Annotated in this window: 15 protein-coding genes and 1 pseudogene; 11 read left to right on the top strand and 5 right to left on the bottom strand. The window is 61.2% G+C overall.

What is annotated here, in order from left to right; genetic code table 11:
- Positions 1-15: 15 nt before the first annotated feature.
- Together RMET_RS22210 and RMET_RS33685 are read left to right on the top strand one after the other, a co-directional pair.
- A complete protein-coding gene (locus RMET_RS22210) occupies positions 16-1257 on the top strand; it encodes a YbfB/YjiJ family MFS transporter (protein ID WP_011518797.1) in 1242 nt (413 codons plus the stop codon).
- A 308-nt stretch (positions 1258-1565) separates the two neighbouring features.
- The gene (locus RMET_RS33685) at positions 1566-1910 is read left to right on the top strand and encodes a hypothetical protein (protein ID WP_152560272.1); all 345 of its coding nucleotides are present in this window, start codon (positions 1566-1568) and stop codon (positions 1908-1910) included.
- Between the two features lie 652 nt (positions 1911-2562).
- Here the strand turns inward: RMET_RS33685 and RMET_RS22200 are convergent.
- Positions 2563-4068: a DASS family sodium-coupled anion symporter gene (locus RMET_RS22200; RefSeq protein WP_011515879.1), complete on the bottom strand. Its 1506-nt coding sequence runs from the start codon at positions 4066-4068 to the stop codon at positions 2563-2565.
- Between the two features lie 390 nt (positions 4069-4458).
- Between RMET_RS22200 and RMET_RS22195 the strand changes: the two genes are divergently transcribed.
- The 4 genes from RMET_RS22195 to RMET_RS22180 all read left to right on the top strand — a co-directional run bounded on the left by RMET_RS22195 (position 4459) and on the right by RMET_RS22180 (position 9499).
- A complete protein-coding gene (locus tag RMET_RS22195; protein ID WP_011518795.1) occupies positions 4459-5097 on the top strand; it encodes a 4Fe-4S dicluster domain-containing protein in 639 nt (212 codons plus the stop codon).
- A 14-nt stretch (positions 5098-5111) separates the two neighbouring features.
- Positions 5112-6761 carry an FAD-binding protein gene (locus RMET_RS22190; RefSeq protein ID WP_011518794.1) on the top strand — a complete coding sequence of 550 codons (1650 nt, stop codon included), beginning with the start codon at positions 5112-5114 and terminating at the stop codon, positions 6759-6761.
- A 19-nt stretch (positions 6762-6780) separates the two neighbouring features.
- A complete protein-coding gene (locus RMET_RS22185; RefSeq protein WP_011518793.1) occupies positions 6781-8025 on the top strand; it encodes a complex I 51 kDa subunit family protein in 1245 nt (414 codons plus the stop codon).
- Between the two features lie 115 nt (positions 8026-8140).
- A complete protein-coding gene (locus RMET_RS22180) occupies positions 8141-9499 on the top strand; it encodes a dicarboxylate/amino acid:cation symporter (RefSeq protein ID WP_011518792.1) in 1359 nt (452 codons plus the stop codon).
- A 159-nt stretch (positions 9500-9658) separates the two neighbouring features.
- On the opposite strand, the pseudogene RMET_RS34235 reads toward RMET_RS22180, so the two are convergent.
- Both RMET_RS34235 and RMET_RS34230 read right to left on the bottom strand, forming a co-directional pair.
- Positions 9659-9856, bottom strand: a pseudogene (locus RMET_RS34235) (tyrosine-protein phosphatase); the annotation flags it as partial.
- Between the two features lie 165 nt (positions 9857-10021).
- Positions 10022-10141 (bottom strand): tyrosine-protein phosphatase, encoded by a 120-nt coding sequence (locus tag RMET_RS34230; RefSeq protein ID WP_231138563.1) that lies wholly within the window; start codon positions 10139-10141, stop codon positions 10022-10024.
- 544 nt (positions 10142-10685) lie between these two features.
- On the opposite strand from RMET_RS34230, the gene RMET_RS22165 reads away from it, so the two are divergent.
- Complete coding sequence (locus RMET_RS22165) at positions 10686-11861, top strand: hypothetical protein (RefSeq protein WP_011518789.1); 1176 nt, start codon at positions 10686-10688, stop codon at positions 11859-11861.
- Between the two features lie 189 nt (positions 11862-12050).
- Here RMET_RS22165 and RMET_RS22160 read toward each other — a convergent pair whose 3' ends face one another.
- Entirely contained in the window at positions 12051-12965 is a 915-nt protein-coding gene (locus RMET_RS22160; protein WP_011518788.1) for a LysR family transcriptional regulator, read from the bottom strand.
- 151 nt (positions 12966-13116) lie between these two features.
- Here RMET_RS22160 and RMET_RS22155 point away from each other — a divergent pair, with 151 nt between their 5' ends.
- The 3 genes from RMET_RS22155 to RMET_RS22145 are packed head-to-tail and all read left to right on the top strand — an operon-like array spanning position 13117 to position 14920.
- Positions 13117-13539, top strand: coding sequence for a DoxX family protein (locus RMET_RS22155; RefSeq protein ID WP_011518787.1), 423 nt, complete (start codon positions 13117-13119; stop codon positions 13537-13539).
- Positions 13540-13565: 26 nt separating this feature from the next.
- On the top strand, positions 13566-13997 hold the full coding sequence (locus tag RMET_RS22150) for a nuclear transport factor 2 family protein (protein ID WP_011518786.1): 432 nt from the start codon (positions 13566-13568) through the stop codon (positions 13995-13997).
- The gene (locus RMET_RS22145; RefSeq protein WP_011518785.1) at positions 13994-14920 is read left to right on the top strand and encodes an NADP-dependent oxidoreductase; all 927 of its coding nucleotides are present in this window, start codon (positions 13994-13996) and stop codon (positions 14918-14920) included. Before RMET_RS22150 ends, RMET_RS22145 begins: the two co-directional genes overlap by 4 nt.
- 1515 nt (positions 14921-16435) lie before the next feature.
- On the opposite strand, the gene prpR is transcribed toward RMET_RS22145, so the two are convergent.
- Positions 16436-18373, bottom strand: coding sequence for a propionate catabolism operon regulatory protein PrpR (prpR, locus tag RMET_RS22140; protein ID WP_011518783.1), 1938 nt, complete (start codon positions 18371-18373; stop codon positions 16436-16438).
- Between the two features lie 182 nt (positions 18374-18555).
- Here prpR and RMET_RS22135 point away from each other — a divergent pair, with 182 nt between their 5' ends.
- On the top strand, positions 18556-19443 hold the full coding sequence (locus tag RMET_RS22135; protein ID WP_011518782.1) for an isocitrate lyase/PEP mutase family protein: 888 nt from the start codon (positions 18556-18558) through the stop codon (positions 19441-19443).
- Positions 19444-19769: the final 326 nt, after the last annotated feature.

Genomic DNA, 19769 nt, shown 5'->3' with positions numbered 1-19769 from the left:
CAGAGGTATCCCCCCATGTCACAGAACACAGTCACCACGCCAGTGCCAGACACCACGGATCGTGCGCTCGATGCGCGTGCGCTCCACGCGGCGCTGGCCGGACTCTGCGCAAGCCTTGTCGCCATAGGTCTTGCCCGCTTTGCCTATACGCCGTTGATTCCCTCGTTGATCCAGGCCCACTGGTTCAGCGCCGCAGACACGGTGGCACTCGGCGCCGCTAACTTCGCCGGATATCTCGCTGGCGCTGTGATCGGCCGCCCGCTGGCGACCCGGCTGTCGAACCGCCATGCTTTACGTCTGCTGATGGTGCTGGCCACCGCGGCATTCTTTGCGTGCGCAGTACCCGTGTCGGTAAGCTGGTTCTTCCTCTGGCGTTTTCTTTCTGGCTTGACGGGCGGCGCCATCATGGTGCTCGTGGCTACTGCGATCCTGCCGCATATTCCGCCGGGCCGGCGTGCATTCGTTAGCGGGATGATCTTCCTGGGGCTTGGACTCGGTATTGCAGCATCGGGCACGCTGGTACCAGAGTTGCTCAAGCTTGGGCTGGGACAGACGTGGCTCGGACTTGGTGCCGTGTCATTGCTTCTGACTGCTATTAGCTGGAAGGGTTGGCCCACCGCCGATGTGCCTACCGGCATGCCGGCACCAACTGCGGCAGGTCACCGCCCCGTCGACCATGCACAGGGTTCCAGCAATCCAGCATTGCGCGTGCTGTACTTCCAGTACGCTGCCAACGCGCTGGGATTGGTGCCAGCCATGATGCTGTTGGTCGACTACGTCGCGCGCGGTCTTGGCCAGGGTGCATCGGCCGGCGCCGGGTACTGGGTACTCTATGGCGTCGCAGCTATCGCAGGACCGCTGCTTGCGGGCGCCATAGGTGGCAAGCTCGGGTTCAGGAACGCCTATCGGCTTGCGATGTTGCTGCAAGGCCTGGCCGTGGGGTTGCTGGCCGTCTCCCACCACACGGTAGCCCTGTGGCTGTCGACCATCGTCCTAGGCACGTTCACCCCGGGCATTGTCCCGCTTGTCTTGGGCCGAGTGCAGGAGATGTTGCCCCACGACGCCACGGCCCAGCGCGCCGCATGGAGCCGCGCCACCATAGCGTTCGCGCTGTGTCAGGCGCTGGGGGGTTACGGCTATGCGTATCTGTTCGCGCAATCGCATGAGAACTACAGCCTGATCTTCCTGTGCGGCGCAGTGGCCATGGCAGTAGCATTTGTCACCGACTTCGCCGTACGGAAACCGAAGACCGACTGACGCCGCGCCCTCCCAAGGCAGACGCCCACTTGCACTCGGTCAGGATAGGCGGCGTACGGTGTGGTTTTCCTCCATGCGCACGACCACCAGCTTTACCGGATTTTCTCCGTGTGATTGAGACTGCTTCACACGACCTCGGCCGACCCATTGCGAGCCCGATAGGGCCATCTGCTCATCTGGAGTTCCAGCACCTAACCGCAGGGCCGGCGGCGGCCCAGTAGCGTCCATGCCAGCTAGCCGCCATCAGTACCCGTTCGCTTGTCGGAAGAACCTGCCCCGCTACTCCTCCCGTCATCGGACTGGCCGGCATGCTGCTCATGAGTTCTGGGTCGGACCGAAGCGGAAATCGTTTCAAGCAAGCCGCACTGACACTCGTCGCGGCCGGCGGGATTCCTCATCGCCGGCACGGCAAATTCGATGGCCATGCAATCGTGAGATTCGGAATCGCAAACATTGGCGTCTACACCCGTCAGTCAAGCTTCTGGACGATTCCGCCATCCACCCCGAGCCGAAGCATGGCACCCGCCGCGATCGGGCTAATCGGCATACCGGGCAGCGCGGGCGGAGCCGTCATGACCATCGTCGTCGAACGCCTCAACGACTCATCTCACATCATTGCCGTCGAACTGGGCATGTCTCGGCGGAGCTTCTGATCTCCAGCACCTTGCATGCTACGCAGTCGAATTTCCCAGAAGGCTCGGTAGCTACCTTCTGCGCCGGGACGCCCTTGCCCTATATAGCCGAAGGGCCGAGACCGGCCAAGAACAGACAACCGGGTTGCCATTGACCAACGACGGCAACCGACTCCACATCAGTCGATCACGGTGGAATCCTACTCAAGCATTCCTGCCCCTCCGCAGCAGCTGCGTCGGAGCCCTGCTCAAGGCTGTAGGATTGCTCGCAGCGCGCCTCAGAAACTCATCGATTGATCTGCTTGTCCTGCGACTGCGGATTCGAAAACATCTCGTTGCCGCTGACTGTACTCCGAGCGGGTATCTCCTCTTGCATGACATCCCAGTGCTCGACAACCTTTTCCGTCCGCAATACGAAATATGTCAACAGCCAGTATCGGCTTTGGCGCCCGGCCAGCATAGCGACCGTGGGCCATTACGTGGTCGCCTTCAGCGACCACCATACCAACCTCGTATCGGAAGTCGGCGGAAAGACCAGCCGCGCCAGCCTTGGATGCCTTCCGGACAGTTCGGGATAAAGAGATTGTGCTGCGTATAGGCGGTGCTAATCAGCCGATCAAACACCGTCGAGTCCCGGTCGACAAAAGCCCCTTTGAGTAGCCGTGGCCCCGGACTACCAGAACCCCAGAATCTTCCACCAGATACCTCCTACTACGGCGAAGATGACAAGTTCAAAGACACACATCACCGCGCCGACCCGCCACCATTGCCCCATCGTCACATACCCGCTGCCAAATATGATCGGCGATGTGCCGGTGGCATAGTGGGTCAGCGTCATCATGATCGCCGAGCCGGCGGTCATCATCAGCATGAAAGGTGCGATATAAGGCTGCGGAATCAACTGCGCGCCCACTGTCAGAAAGGCCAGCATCATCGCGCTGATATGGGCAGTGGTACTTGCGAAGAGGTAATGGGAAAACACGAACGCCAGCACCAATATGGCGGCAATCGAGAGCCAACCCATTCCACTGGCGGCAATGGCATCGCGCATATCGGCCGAGAACCATGCGATTACGCCAAGCTTGTTGAGCTGTTCCGCGAGCATTACCAGAGCGCCGAACCAGATCAGGGTGTCCCAGGCGCTCTTCTCCGATAACACATCGTCCCAGTCGATCGTGCCGGTAATGATCAACGCGAACAGGCCGAGAAAGGCGACCACCGTCGGGTCGAGCGTGAACGTCGGCCCCCAGATCATTGCCGGCACGTTGGCCCACAGAACCAGCATCATGGCGAAGACACCAATCATGACGCGCTCTTTGCCACCCAGGGGGCCCATGCGAGCAAGCTCACCCTTGGCGTATTCGATCGCATTGGGGGTCGCCTTCAGTTCGGGCGGACAGAGCACGCGAATGACAAGCGGCATCAGAAGCAGGCAGACGAGGCCTGGCAGCAGCATGCACAGCGCCCAGGTGGTCCAGCTCAGGTGAAGCGACTGGCCACTGGCCTTGGCCACGTAGTCGACGACCAGGGGGTTCGGCGCGGTGGCGGTCACGAACATGGCCGAAGTGATCGGGTTGGCGTGGTAGTTGACTAGTGCCAGATAGGTACCAACCTTTCCCTGAGTCCCGTTAGCCGGATCGGAATCGAAGGCGCCGGCAATCGACCGCATGATCGGGTGCACAATGCCGCCGCCGCGCGCGGTGTTGCTCGGCGTGAATGGCGCCAGTACCAGCTCGCAGATCGCCAGCCCGTAGCCAATGCCGACCGTCCGCTTGCCCAATAGCGCGATGAACATCAGGCCGATGCGACTGCCCAACCCCGTCTTCTTCAGGCCGCGCGAAATCAGGATGGCCACAACGATCAGCCAGATCAGCGGACTATCAAAACTGCTCAGCGCATCGGCAATGGCGCCCTTGGACGAGTTCGAGGTCACTTGCGCCAGTGACACGATCACGATCGCCATCATCGCCATCACACCGATCGGCATCACCTTGAGAATGATGGCGACGATCGTGGTCAGAAAGATGGCGACCAGATCCCAAGCGTTGTCCTTCAAACCAGCCGGCGTCGGTGTGAGCAGCAGCGTGACAAGCACAACCGTGGTGATGATGGCCGGCGTCAGCCGAAAAGGCACCACGGACATGAAGTAGCGATATGTCGCGACGATCTTGGCGAACATCTCCGAACCTCCTCGAAAAGGACACGGCGAAATGAAGACAGCCAATGTCTCTGCGTCTGCCGACACGAACCGTTCCTCCCGGCGGTGCAGCGCACTTGCCCTGCTTGGGCAAGCCCGCCTGCAGAATCCGTGCGAGCGGAAGTGAAACATTTCGAAAGGAGGAACAAAGCAATGCCACCCTGGAATCTCCCGGCGGAGACGCCGAATGGTCGGGCGGACCGTGCCGGTCGTCCTAGCTGAGAAGCGCCTTGGCTGCAGGCGCGACCGCCCTTCGGAAAGCGCCCATTGCCTCCCCCTTGCAATGACTTTCCATGTGCTATGTTTTATATGATCTTTTCGGCAAATGCGCCAGTGTGGCGCTAACGCCGCCGGCCACCAGAGTGCGAGAAGATGATAAGTCTGAGCATCGAAGGAAAACAGGTCGAAGCGCCGCCAAACTGCTCCATCCTGCAGGCCTTCCTGCATGCAGGGGAAACGTTGGTGGAGGGCGTTGGCTGCATGGGCCAGGGGGTATGCGGATCCTGCCGCGTCCTGGTCCGGCGGGCCGGCAAGCAGGAAGTGATCACCGCACTCGCCTGCGAGACCTTGATCGAGGACGGGATGCAGGTTGCCTTTCTCGACTTCTTCACTTCCCCGGCACGCCATGTCTATCGGCTGGAAGACATCGAGGATAGTTGGCAGGCGTTGCAGGCGATTTCTGACATATTCCCGGAAGCAGCCGACTGCCGTCACTGCAGCGGGTGCGATCGCGCATGCCCGAAGGGACTCGATGTCCAGCGCGGCGTCAACCTCGCCGTGGAGGGCAATCTTTCCGAGGCCGGCCACGTCTTCGACGAATGCGTCATGTGCAACCTCTGCACACTGGCCTGCCCCGAGCTCATCCAGCCTAACCACCTCGGCCTGTTCGTGCGACGGATGATTGCGTCGCTGACGCTGCGGCCGGCGAATCTGATGCGACGGCTGCGGGAGATCGAGCGTGGCGACATGACAATCGATCTCGACGCGCCGGGCGCCCAGCCACCACACTGACCGAGACACCCCTCATGCCTGCCGGCATCCCTTACGACGAGGCGCGCAAGCGCTACCGGCCCGGCACGGCGCCGGCGGTGCGCAGTGACAACACCTCGGCCGAAGCGCTCCTCAAGGGCTACCACCCCGACCACGGGCCGGACGCCCGCGTTGCCCTCGCCGTCGGCGTGAACCGCGGCGATTCCTGCCAGCCGGATCTCGCGCGGCATCTGCAAGCCAATGCGCTGATCGACGACGTCGACATTGCCGGTGCCCAACTCATGGCCACCGATGTGTTGGTCATTGGTGGTGGAGGTGGCGGGTGCGCCGCGGCACTCACCGCGGCAAAGCATGGGGCGCGGGTCATCCTCGCCACCAAGCTTCGCCTCGGCGACAGCAACACTGTGATGGCCGAAGGCGGGATACAGGCCGCCATCGGAGAGGACGACAGCCCTCAATTGCACTTCGAGGACACGCTGCGTGCCGGACACTTCTGCGGCGATCCCGCACTCGTAGCGCAAATGGTGATGGATGGTCCGGATGTCATTCGCTGGCTGATCCAGCTCGGCATGATGTTTGACCAGGAAGAGGATCGGCCAATCGGCGGCAACCTTCTGCGCAAAAAGCCCGGCGGCGCCTCGGCCGCGCGCATTCTTTCCTACCGGGACTACACCGGGCTGGAGATGATGCGGGTGCTGCGGGAAGCGGTGGACCTGGATCCCGGCATCGAGGTATGGAACCGCTGCCCGGCGGTCGAGCTGCTGTCCGACGAGCGGGGAAACTGCGCAGGGGCCGTGATCTACAACCTCGAATCACGCACCTTTGTGCTAGTGCGCGCTGCTGCCGTGATCATTGCTACCGGCGGAGCCGGGCGCCTGCACCTGAATTCGTTTCCAACATCCAATCATTTCGGTGCCACCGCCGACGGCCTCGTGCTCGCCTACCGGATCGGAGCGCGCCTGCGCGAGCTCGACTCGTTCCAGTACCACCCCACCGGCATTGCGTACCCTCCCCACCTTGCAGGCGGACTCATCTCCGAGGCCGCGCGCTCCGCGGGCGCCAAGCTGATCAACGGCGAGGGTGAGCGCTTTGTGGACGAACTCAAGGCACGGGACATCGTGGCCTCGGCGATATTGCGCGAATGTGCGCAGGGGCGCGGCATCATCCGTGAGGGGCAGGTGGGCGTGCTGCTCGACACGCCGACGCTCGAAATGGAGCATCCCGGCATCCTGGACAAGCGCCTTGTGACGTTGAGCCACCTTGCGCACAAGTGCGGTCACGATGCAGCGAAGGAACCCTTCCTTGTCTACCCAACCCTTCACTACCAGAACGGCGGCGTTGCGATCGACGGACATGGGACCACCAGCGTATCCGGACTGTACTGCGTGGGTGAGGTAGCGGGAGGCATCCACGGGCGCAACCGGCTGATGGGGAATGCGCTGCTCGACATCCTAAGCATGGGTCGGCGCGCGGGCGCGTCGGCAGCGGAGGCGAAGCGTTCGGCTGTGGCCAGCCGCGCAGGGATCGGCCACGTGCACGCATGGCAGCGGGAACTGACGCTGGCTGGGCTACCTTTGCACGTCAAGGCACCGATTCTCTTTCCTGGCTACGCGCATTTCGATCTGCGCGTCAATGCAGGCCTGCGCGCTGGCGTCCGCGGCCGGGCCGCTGGCGGTGTCCGGTGAGCCGTAGACGGAGCGCGCGATGGAAAAGCTGAATCAGGTTCTCCTGAGGGACGATGTCCGCGTTGGTGCGGACCTGGAGGCATGGCTCGCAATTGGCGGAGGAGAGGGGCTGGCCAAGGCCTTGTGCGATCCAGGCGCAGTCATAGGCGAGATCGAGCAGGCCGATCTGCGCGGAATGGGCGGCGCCGGATTTGCGACCCATCGCAAATGGGCGCCGGTTGCCGCCGCGGCTGACGGCGACAAAACCATCATCTGCAACGGCAACGAAGATGAGCCGGGGACCTTCAAGGACCGCTTCCTGCTGGAGCACACGCCACATCAGGTGATCGAGGGTGCCCTCATCGCCGCGGCCGCCACGCGTGCCAACCATATTGTCCTTTACGTCAACCCTCACCAGCAGCAGGCCATTGCGGTCATACGACAGGCCGTCGGGCAATGGCAGGCGCACCCCCGGTACGCCGAACTCGAGCGACTGCTGGGCGCCCCCCTGTCGCTTGGCGTTGTACCGAGTTCAGGGCTATACATCGGGGGCGAGGAGACGGCGGTGATCGCAAGCGTCGAGGGCGGATTCCCGTTCCCGCGGCGCAAGCCGCCCTTTCCCAGTCAACAAGGCGTGCATGGCGCGCCAAGCATCGTCAACAACGTCGAAACGCTAGCGCATATACCAGGAATTCTTCGCCACGGTGCTCAGTGGTATCGCGATCTCGGCATCGGTAACGCAACCGGAACCAAACTCTATTCACTCTCTGGCGACGTATTGCGCCCCGGTCTGTATGAACTACCAATGGGAACGAGCCTGGAGTCCCTGGTGTTCGAGCACGGTGGCGGCATGTTGCAAGGCAAGGAGTTCAAGGCCGTCTTTACAGGGGGGCCCTCGAATACTCTGCTGACGAAGCGTGACCTCGATGTCGCCCTGGACTTTGATTCGGTGCGACTAAGACGCTCACGTCTGGGAACGGGGGCGATGATCGTTGTATCGGAAGGCACCAGCATTGTCCGCAAGGTCGCTGAATTTGTGAGCTTCTTCGCGCAAGGATCGTGCGGCCAATGCCCACCGTGCAAAGGTGGCAGCTTCCAGTTGATGCGATTGCTGAACCGCATCGATACGGGCCGCGGTGTGCATGCCGATCTGGCAGCGCTGGAGAATCTGTGCCGCATCCTACCCGGCAGCGGCCGCTGCGGCCTCATCGACGGCGCCGTGACGGTGGTGGAGAGTTCCCTGCACCAGTTCCGTGAGGAGTACGAGGCGCTGCTTATGGCATAGGCGGCGAGGATAGAGGGCAGCGATGAAATGCACGGCACCTTAGTCCCTCACTCCTGCTATGTCAGCGGGGCTGATCCGACCCGACTGGCGGTCTGAACCAGCAATGGAGACGATGATGGAAAAAGTCGACAACCGAAAGCCGCTTTACAGATCCCTCTACTTCCAGGTCATCGTTGCCATCATCAGCGGCGTGGTCCTCGGCCACTATTATCCAACTGCCGGAGAGGCCATGAAGCCGTTGGGTGACGGGTTCATCAAGCTGATCAAGATGATCATCGCGCCAATCATCTTCTGCACAGTAGTGGTGGGCATTGCTGGCATGGAAGACATGAAGAAGGTCGGCAAGACCGGCGGGTTGGCGCTGCTGTACTTCGAGGTCGTGAGCAGTATTGCACTGCTGCTCGGCCTGTTGATCATCAACATCGTCAAGCCCGGGGCCGGAATGAACGTCGATCCATCCACCCTCGACACGAAAGGGATCGCCGCCTACACCGGACCCGGAAAGATGCAGGGCACGGTGGATTTTCTGATGAACGTGATTCCGAACACGGTAGTGGATGCATTCGCAAAAGGTGAAATCCTCCAGGTACTGCTGTTTGCGGTGATGTTCGGCTTCGCGCTGCACAAGTTCGGCGGCCGCGGCACGCTGGTGTTCGACTTCATCGAGAAATTCTCGCATGTGCTCTTTACCATCGTCGGCTACATCATGAAAGTCGCGCCACTTGGCGCTTTCGGCGCCATGGCCTTCACTATCGGCAAGTACGGAGTGAGTTCGCTGCTACAACTCGGCCAGTTGATGGCAACCTTTTACGCCACTTGTCTGGTTTTCATCTTCGTCGTGCTGGGTACCATTGCGCGACTGCATGGATTTTCGATTTGGAAGTTCATCAAGTACATCAAGGAGGAACTGCTGATTGTATTGGGCACATCTTCCTCGGAATCCGTCTTGCCACGGATGATGGCCAAACTGGAGAACTTGGGCGTCCGAAAGTCCGTCGTCGGACTGGTGATTCCAACTGGCTACTCCTTCAACCTGGACGGTACCTCCATATACCTGACCATGGCGGCTGTGTTCATCGCCCAGGCAACGAACACCGACATGAACCTGACGCAGCAACTCACGCTGCTCGCCGTGCTGCTCCTGACATCCAAGGGGGCCGCTGGGGTCACCGGGAGTGGTTTCATCGTGCTCGCGGCTACGCTATCGGCGGTAGGGCATGTTCCGGTAGCGGGACTTGCCTTGATCCTCGGTATTGATCGCTTCATGTCGGAGGCACGCGCCCTGACCAACCTAATTGGCAACGGCGTGGCCACGGTGGTGGTGGCGAAGTGGACCGGTGACCTCGATCTGGAACGAATGCGTCGCAGACTGGATGACGAGACGGATAGCGAAGCCGACGAGCCGGAAATGGTGCTCGACCAGACGGCGACCCATATGCCGGCCGTCGACCCTGCGGTAACCCGACGCGGGTAGCCGCCCAATCACACAAGGCCCCTTCTTGACGACAGGTGACGGCTGCTGAGGCCGTTCAGCCCGCTTCCCTCTCATGGTTATTTCAAGGTTATTTGCTTGCAGACACTTCTCGTCCACCGACAGAGTCTCGCTCAAGAAATTGGCTGTGCTGCCCCATTCCTGTTCAATGGTCTGCAGCAACGCCTGCAGGTAACCTGCCCGCGCTTTCAGCAACGGCATCGCCACGTTAGGCGAAATTGCCAGTAATGCCAGGCGAGCCGACAGGCCGTGGAAGCGTCGCTGGTTCCGGTGATTCGATTCCAGATAGCTGACCAGGATCGTGTCCAGTGCCACAGAAAGCGCCGACAACAACAGCATGGTGGCGAAGCCGGACCGATCCTAGCCCGTGCAACAACGCTCGGCCTGCTTCTGCCTCTTTCATGAACTTGCCAAAGGCAGATTGATGCTTGGTCGGAAAATCGCAATACACCTGCTGCATGAAGTCGTCCATGTCCTGCTGCGTGCCGGATTGCAGTCGCGTCATTAGCTCGCTACGCCCGAGTTGCCACTGCGAAATGATCGGCCCATGTGCACGCGCCTGCCATCGCGGCTGACCAGGCCACCGAGGTCGCGCAGGTTGTGGACGTTCTCAAGTGGCAGCACGGCTGCCGGTGAAGGCTACTGCAAAAATCAGGCTTGTCTCCGAAAACGTTCGAGCTAGAAGTGATGAAATCCGGCTAGTCATTTGACATTCCAGGGCCACCGTTTGACGCATCGGGACACTCGGTGGAAACCCCGGCATCAACGGCACAGCAGAACGAAGGGTACGACAGCTCTTCTGGCTACTACCGCCGTCTGATCTGGTCACGCCGAACCGCAGAGACGGGTTGCGGTAGCTGCCTTCTGCACCAGGAAGCCCTTACCTGGATAGGCGGAGCGCCGAGACCGGCCAGTTTGAGCCGTTGGATTTCCGATACTCGATGACCGAGTTGGCCCGATGAACTACAGTTCGATCTTCGAGGAAATGGCGCCGTTCCGAAGCCTGAACTGGCTTCTGAGCTGGCGCTACAGCACGAGAACGTTGCGGAACCGCCAGTTCGAAGTCGGCCCGCGAGCGTCGCCGAAGACAGGAAAGTATTTCTCCTCCCGATCCATATGCACATATGCTGAAACCACCATCAGGCAAGCAACTTCCAGGAGTTCCACCATGGCCGACGGCCAGTTGCGCGGCAGCCGCGAAGCCAGGAAGCCCACCACGCGCTGGATCAAGAACCCGGCTTGGGATCTCGTTTGGGTACTGAATGCACTGTGGTTAGCCCCCCTGGTCCTTCTGCTGGCTTGGGGTCATGACGACGTGCGCGCCAGCCCGGTGGATGGGCTGTTCTTTGCCTTTGCGGTACCTCTATGGTTCGGCCACCGCGTCTCGTCGGCCTGGTTGGCCTACGCAACCCCGGCCTACCGCCCCCTGCTCACGACGCAGCGGCTACGCTTCGTCGTGGCCCCACTGACCATCGCCGTGGCCTGCTTCACCCTGCTTCTGACGCCCGAGAGCGTGCTGCCGATACCGGTGACTGAGCGCGTGGTGTGGTTGGCCGTCCTGGACTACCTGCTGGTGAGTCACCATTTCGCCGCGCAGCATTTTGGGCTACTTAGCCTGTACCGCTCCCGCGCGGGACGAGCATCCGACGCGGTCACGCGACGGCTTGATCGGTGGTTCGCGCTTGTCGTGGGCGGTGGCTTCGTCGTATTGGCAGACGCCTTGGCTGGATCGATAGCTTTCCAGGATCGCTGGATCAACCCGCTGCCAGGAGGGATCTGGTTGGACGTGTTCGCACGCGCACTGCACGATGGCGGCATTGCCTTCGTCGCAATCCTGACTGGCCTGATGCTATATGTCGAACTGCGCTCGCAGCGTACATCGTTGCCGCGCGTGGCCTACATCCTAAGCGTCTCGTCTATGGTGCTCGTCGCCTTCCTCGCGCGCGACCCCTTCCTGTTCATCGTACTGTGGAGCGTGCAGCATTGGAGCGCGGCAATGGGACTCACCTCGCTCGCGGCTTCCGGTGGGGCTCAGTCGCCTGGCACGCACTGGCTGCAACTGCTGGCGCCCATCAATCGACGCGGCTGGGCAGTGCTGCTCGTGCTCGCCGTTGTCTCAACCTTGCTGCTACCGCTGCTGGAAGTGGAGGCCGTGACCGACGAATACGCCTACGCCGATCGCATCTTCGGTGAGGCGGCGCGCTGGCTGCGCTCCTCGCCTTACGTGCCGGCGCTGCTGGCACTGGGCTTCGCGACTGGCTTCATCCATTACTTGCTGGATCGCGCTGTTTTCCGCTTCTCCTCGCCCGACGTCAGGCAGGCCGCCCGTGGGCTGATCGAATGATGATGCCGCAATCGGTCACTCATGGCTAGTTTGCGCCCGTCGCCAAACCTTGGCCAGTTGACCGGTTGAATCCAAAGCCAGTTTGCGCCATTGCACGCTTGAGCGGAGGCATCCGCTTCGCAAACACATACCGACGACCGGCGAAGTTGCGAGCAAGCAGGGGCCCATCGCTCCATCAACGCATGGCCTTTAACGCGCTGGGAGCGACGCCGCCTCGCCTCCCTTGAGCCTGCGCAGGAACCATTGCCCTGCGGGCCCTGGTGGCGTGTCCTTTCGGTAGACCGCAAACATCGAAATAGGCGGCGTATGCGGTTGGAACTGCTCGATCTGCAACCTGACCAAATAGCCTGTATCCAGATCGTGCTGAACCATCTCGACCGGCATATGCCCCCATCCGAACCCCGCGCGCAGAAAGGCGTGCTTGGCACCAAGATCGGCCAGGTGCCAGGTCTGCGGCGAGAACACATCGAAGGTCATGCCGTCGGTCAGCGATGTCCGGTCGGTCAGCACCAGTTGCACATGCGCCTTCAGGTCGCGCGGCCGTAGAACTCCCGTGCGGGTGGCCAACGGATGTGACGGGCTGGTCACTGTCACCATTGGCACATCGAGTAGCTTTTCCGCATCCATGACCTCCGGGACGGAAGGCATCGAGCCGCTGATTCCAAGCCGGCATTGCTGCGCCAGCACGGGCTGCAGGACTGCGCCAAGTGCCTCGACATAAAGCCGCAGCGGCGTGTGAGGAAACGCCTTCCGGAACGCGCCGACCGCGTCCGTGAGCGAAGCCATCGGGTACATCACGTCCACCACCACCGAAAGTTCAGGCTCCAGCCCTTCTGCGATAGCCCTTGCCGTCGACTTGAAACCGTCCATCCCGCTCACGACCAGGCGAGCCTGCGCCAGCAGTGCCGTGCCCTGCTCCGTCAGCCGCGGATAGCGTCCGCTGCGGTCGAACAGTTGCACACCGATTTGCCCCTCCAGATTGGCAAGCGTGTGGCTGACGACGGACTGCGCCCTCCGTAGTTTGCGACCCGCCGCGGAGAAGCTGCCTTCGTCCACGGCGGCAATGAAGGTGCGGAGTTGGTCCAGCGAGACGGCGTCGAGCATCTATCTACTCTGTAGATGGGAAACATCTAGAAATATAGGCTACCGACATGGATTTCGCCCGCCTAATCTTCTTCAGCAACGGGGCACAACCCCAGCAAGCTTCTGATCCACGCAACCCATCTTTCATCCGCCTTCCTAAAGGATGCTCGTCATGAACAAGAATCTCGCAATTCCGAAAACGGTGATCCCGGCCATCGGCCGAATCCTCATCGCTGCCCTCTTCCTCGTCAGCGGTCTGGGCAAGCTAATGGCTCCGGGCGCAACGATGTCCTACATAGCGTCCCTGGGATTGCCCGCACCGCTGCTGGGCTATCTGGGCGCCCTGATCCTTGAACTGGCAGGTGCAGTGCTGCTGGTTGCTGGTTATCGCACGCGCATCGTCGCCTTGTTGTTGGCGACCTATGCGGTGGTGACGGCGCTGATCTTCCACCACGCGCTGGCCGACCAGAATCAGATGTTCCACTTCCTGAAGAACTTCGCCATGGCTGGAGGACTGCTGCAGGTAGCAGCCTTCGGCAGCGGGGCATTCGGTCTGGACGCGCGCCGCGCGCCGGCCAGCCAGGCCATCGCCTGACCAATGCACAGACAAGGGAAACCATCATGAGCATCGCCTCAGAGCTGTTGCAGCTTCACCTCCGGTGGCTGGTCGACGACAACCAGCAGTGGCAAGAGCTAATTGCCGACGACGTTGTGTGGGAACTGCCCTATGCGCCGAGCCTCGGGCATCCACAGCGGCTCGAGGGGCGCGAAGCGGTGATCGAGCACGCCGCTTGGTTCATCGGCGCGGTCAAGGACTTTCGCTTTTTCGACGCCGTAGTCACTCCCACTGCGGACCCGCACCATGCCGTGGCACGTGTCCGTGCCGAAGGGTTGATTCCGTCAACCGGACACACCTACCGCCAGGAGTATGTCGTCTTCCTGACCGCTCGCGACGGGCGCATAACTCATCTGCGCGAGTATTTCGACCCCGTTCAGGCCGCACTGGCGCTCGACGCCCCCATTGCAGGCATTCCTTCAAGGAGCACCCGATGAAAGCCATACGAGTTGCCGCCTACGGCGGTCTTGACGCAATGACGTTGGCAAAGCTGGACGACCCCGTACCGGGCGACGACGAAGTCCTCATCGATGTCGCCGCCGCAGCGGTCAATCCGATCGACTGGAAGATCGTCAGTGGCGCAATGAAAGCGTTCATTCCCCTTCCCTTGCCATTCACCCCAGGCGTCGACGCCGCCGGCACGGTGCTAGCGGTCGGACGCAACGTGAGCACGCTGGCGCCGGGCGACGAGGTGATGGGCTTCATCGGCATCGTGGGGGCCTACGCAAACCGCATCGTCGTGGACCCGGCGCGTCTGGCTCGCAAGCCGGCACGGCTGAGTTTTACAGACGCGGCGGCGACTCCGGCCGCCACGTTGACCGCCTGGCAAGCGTTGCATGAGCATGGTGAGCTACGCAAAGGCCAAAGCGTTCTGATTCACGCGGCAGCCGGTGGTGTAGGCAGTGCAGCGGTACAACTCGCGAAGCTTGCGGGGGCGCACGTCATCGGCACTGCTTCGCCCGGCAATCGCGAGTACGTGCAGAGCCTCGGCGCCGCAGAAGTTATCGACTACCATGCGACGGACTTCGCGAAGCAGGTCTCTGATGTCGATCTGGTGCTCGACCTCGTTGGCGGCACGACGCAGGCGCGGTCATGGTCCGTGCTGAAGCGCGGCGGCATTCTGGTTTCCACCGTGAGCAAGCCTGACACCGGGCGAGGCAATAAAGCGCAGGTAACTGGCAAACACTTTGCGACCCGCTCAGATGGACCGCAGCTTGCCGCGTTGGGCGCGCTCCATGCATCGGGCGATCTGCGCATCCACATCGATTCGGTCTTCTCCCTTCCAGAGGCAAGCCACGCCCTTGCAAGGAGCATGGGCGGCCATGTACGGGGGAAGGTGGTTCTGGATATGGCTGCGTAGCGAGTGACCAGGTGCCGAAACGAACCGCCGGCGAGAGCACGAACGACTCGCGCATGTCGCGCACTTCCTCGACAGGGCTTCGACCGAAGAAGCGCTTAAACTCGCGGATTGGTTGAGAGAAATGCAAATGCCCCAGCCTACTGATGGGGCATTTCTTCTGAGGCGCCAGACCATAGCGTCTGTCCAAGATGAAGTACTCCCCGGTATCCATATGGCCTCATGGATGAGCGCCATAACTGGCGCTTGACTGGGACGGCGGCTCAGGGCTCGGCTTCGGCGATTCTCCCCCATCACTTTAGGCGCCCCAATGGGGAGACAACGGAAATCCCACGGTGCACAAGGGCCGGCGGATCGTCGGCCCGCGACGGATTTCCGCAGCCGGCCAGGAGCGGACCTAGGGCGGACCGTCTGCATCGTCTGGATCGGCGCCATAAGCAGCCATGCTCATTCGCACGATCCCTTCTGTGGTTGACCGCACACTTCCGTGGAAGCAACGACCGACAATATGCAGGTCTACAACTTTGGCGGTTATGTACAAGCCGTGAGTGTTGTTGCCTCGATTGCGGGCCACGTCTAGATCAAAAAGCACAGGGGAGCCGCACAATGCTTGCTCGACAAAAATCCCACTGGATACTCTTAGGTACGCTCACGGTACTATTTGGCGTCGCGATGGCGGCATTCATGGTGTCCAGCACCGCGAACCGCGTTAGCGTTGCCTTAGTGCCCGGTACCAAAGTCAGCCTCCGGGTGTTTCGGCTTTTGCCGGCCCCGCTCCACCTTGAACTTAGGTTCAATCGACGTGGGTGGCAGGACAAACGACCAGAGCTGGGCAGCTCCCAATACAACTCAGACTTCAGGGAACGTGGGTATCTGGAGTTCAAGCAACCCGGGGAACCAATCACAGTTCGCGTGACATCGACTGCAGGGCTGGATAGCAAATTTGATGCACTCCCCGTAGATGCCTACAACGCAACGGTCATGGATCGCCCTCTAATCCCCAGCGAAAACTACAGCGCCGACCACCGATTAGCATGGGCACCAAAATCTGGAGCATTGCTTGGAGGTGTATTGCCAGGCGGGGCTACAGAATTGACTATTTCGGTTGTCGACGTTGGCCCCTCACTAGCCGGGGAGGACGTCACGTTGATAGTCGAAGCACCCGTAAGATTAAAGCAGGTTGCAGCGGGCTACGGCTGGCTATGGTGGCTCTACCTCTGGCCAGTCTTCGGGACGATTCTAGCCATCTACTTTTGTGCGCTGTGCTGGCGCAGCTATCGGGCGTTGCGCAGGTAGGACGTTCGGTAGCTGCGCCACTCGAGTGTCCGAAATTGGTTATGGTCGCCCTTGACCATCGGGTCGGCCAACGGCCGTGAAGGGTCGTTCTGCGACGGCCGCGCCCCCCAAGACCGTTGAATCTGAAGTCGAGAATGGTGGCGGCTTGCCACGAGCCTCGACCGCTGGTACGCGGAAAACTGCGTTGCCTGGCTCCTGAAGCGGCCATTCGCAGCTTCTTTCTTACTCCTTCATTAACCTCCAAAGCGTCGTTCGTCCGATCCCCAAGGTACGACTCGCAGCGGCGCGATTGCCACCGTTTTTCTGCAGGACTCGCATGATGTCGTCCCGAGTCACGGTCCCAGTCGGCGCATCGGTAACCTTGTGCCTGTCCGCTGCAACAGGCAGCGATTGCATCTCTCCAAACTCGGGAAACATGGCCCGCAGGTCTTCCCGCGCACTGCCTGAACCATCGCTCAGATAGATCGCCGCGCGCGCTACGAGGTTTTCAAGCTCCCGTACGTTTCCGGGCCATGTGTAAAGCTCGAAGAGCGGCGAGAGGAACTCCAGAATGTGCTTCGTGACGGTGGCTGGCAGGTGGTACTTTGCTGCACTCCGTGCGAGCAGATGCTGCGCTAGGCCGGGTATATCACTGCGCCGCTCACGCAAGGGCGGCAGTTCGATCTGTAGCAGATTGAGCCGGAAATACAGGTCGGCGCGAAATGTGCCGCGCTTGACCAACTCGCGCAGATTACGATGCGTCGCGGCGATGACACGGACATCGATTGGCGTTGCGCGCCCAGAGCCGAGCTTCATCACTTCGCGTTCCTGCAATACACGTAGCAGGCGGCTCTGCAACGCGGCCGGCATCTCACCGATCTCATCGAGAAAAATGGTCCCCGTATGCGCGACCTCGAAGAGGCCCGGCTTTCCACCACGCCGTGCGCCGGTGAAGGCGCCCTCTTCGTGGCCAAACAGTTCGCTTTCTATCAAACCTTCCGGCAGTGCCGCACAATTGAACGCGACGAATGGGTTGCCACGCCGACGGCTGGCATTGTGAATACCTTGAGCAACCAGTTCCTTGCCAGTGCCGCTTTCGCCTGTGAGCAGCACGGTAGCGTCGTGCGCGGCGCTGGCTCGCGCTAGCCACCGCACGCGTTCAAGCTCCGGAGAGCCGCCGATCAGATCAGCCAGGTTATGCCGCGCCACCAGATGCTTCGGCCGCTGATTGGTTCGCAACGAGCGGTCAATGCGCTGTGCGATTAGTGTGTCCTGTACAGTGACCACCGCTCCCGAGCGTGAGCCATGCTCAACGATTGGCACGCAGTTGACAATCAGCGAGCGACCGCCGATCTGTTCGATGCGCTCGTTGCTTGGCGAATTGGCATCGAGTGTTTCGCGTAGGTGCGGGCCGACCGCCCCCAGGAGCTGTGACGCCACATCGCGGGAGCGGTCCATGCCGAGCAGATCCAACATCGCAGGATTCACCACCTCAAGCTGCCCACCCTCGTCGAATGCCGCAACGCCGTCGCGCAAATGCGCGACGATGGTGTTGAGTCGCACGCGCTTTGATTCCTTCTGGCGACTCATGCGTGCCAACTCAATGGAGCGCTCGAACGCTTCCTCCACAGCGCCAATGGAATAGAGAAATACGCATTGCAATCCCGCCTGCAGCGCCAGATCGCATGCCATGCCAGGACCAATGATGACGGTGCAGCCTTCTGCCGCAAGCGTATCCACGGCCGCACGCACCTCGTCGATCGAACGGTATGCGCGCTGTTTCAATGCAACATTCAGCCAGCCGCTGAGGTTGGCCAGTTCCCTCGACACCGAATCGTGCAGCACCAAACCGATGGCCTCACCCGGCCACGCTGTGATGGCCTGCGTGATAGCGTTCAGCACGTCGAAGCCATTCACCTTTACCATCACCACGGGCACACTGAGATTGTCACGCAGATACGCGCCGTTCGAGCCGGCCGCCAGCACGACGTCAACCGTGCCTGCATCGACGTACGCCTGGAGGGCGGTCACGGCAGCCCCGTAGCCCGCGCGAATCGAGAAGAAACGCGCCAGCTCGTTGTAGCGAGGCGCGACGGTCTCACACAGCGTACTCATCCGGCTGATGCTGACCAGCGCGATGCCCGGGCGGAGCTGGTTTGGATGTGAAATGAGCGTTGACATCTTGGAGGCTCCTGAGTGGAACGCTTTTGGAACGCCCCGAGAAACATGTGGAACATTGTCGCATGAGCGTGCTTCCGGTATGAAATCTCGTAAGCCATTGTTTTTGAAAGAAACAACGGCAGGTGCGGGAACTTGGCACGATCCGTGCGAAAACACCGTCTCCTACTCTGGAGACACATCAAATGACTACCTTATCCGCCGCCCGCCGTGCGGCATTCCGCGCCAAGGTCAATGAACGCCGAGGGCTGCTGGTGGCTGGCGCCTTCAATGCAATGAGCGCCCGCGTCGTCGAGGAAACCGGGTTCGAGGCGCTATACCTGACGGGAGCCGGCGTTACGAATATGTCGCTTGGCCTACCCGATCTCGGTTTCATCGGCCTGCATGAAATTGCCGAACACACCGCGCGGGTCCGCGATGCGGTCGCGCTACCATTGATCGTCGATGCCGACACCGGTTTCGGCAATGCGCTCAACGTACGGCACACGGTAAGAACGCTCGAACGCAGCGGCGCCGATGCGATCCAGATTGAAGATCAGGTGATGCCCAAGAAATGCGGACATTTCTCGGGCAAGGAGGTCATCGCGACGAGTGAAATGCTTGGCAAGATCCGCGCTGCCGTTGATGCGCGCGAGGACCCCAACCTGCTGATCATGGCGCGCACGGATGCCGCAGCGGTGCATGGCATGGAGGCTGCCATCGAGCGCGGCCATCGCTTCATTGAGGCGGGGGCGGACATTCTCTTCATCGAAGCGACCGAGTCACTTGCCGACGTCGAGCGTTTGCCCAAGCTGATCGCTGCGCCACAACTGATCAATATTGTGATCGGCGGGAAGACGCCAGTACAGTCGCGCGAAACGCTAGCCAGCCATGGCTACGCACTTGTGCTGTATGCGAATGCAACGCTACAAGGTGCAGTGCTTGGTATGCAGAGGGCGCTCAGCACGCTGCGCACGAATGGTCGGCTTGACGAGGATGCGACGCTGGTGGCGCCATTCAGCGAGCGGCAACGCTTGGTCAATAAGCCTCTATACGACCGGCTCGATCGCGAATACGCAGCAAACGATCATTGAACGGGAGGGCCACGCCGGAAGAGTTTCCAAGAGGATCGTGGCTCCCGGACAACTGAACAGGTAGATTTCACCGCAGCGCACAGCACGTTGGGGTCAAGGTAATGGTTGGCGGCTCAGCGCGCCCACGCGCGGGAGGCCGACGACTGAGACCGACCATAAGCAGTCCTCCCTGGCCCCAACTCCGAACGTCGTCTGAGCGCCACCAGACCGTCGCCAGCCTTGGCGCGCATTGAAGGAATGCTGGCGCGCTTCGCATGTCCAACTGGGTCTTGGCGCCCTATACTGGGTCGACCTATTCAATAGCGCGAACTCCACGTGAGTTGTCG

Source organism: Cupriavidus metallidurans CH34 (assembly GCF_000196015.1).
GTDB classification, from domain to species: Bacteria; Pseudomonadota; Gammaproteobacteria; order Burkholderiales; family Burkholderiaceae; genus Cupriavidus; species Cupriavidus metallidurans.
This window is presented reverse-complemented; position numbering and strand designations above follow the sequence as displayed.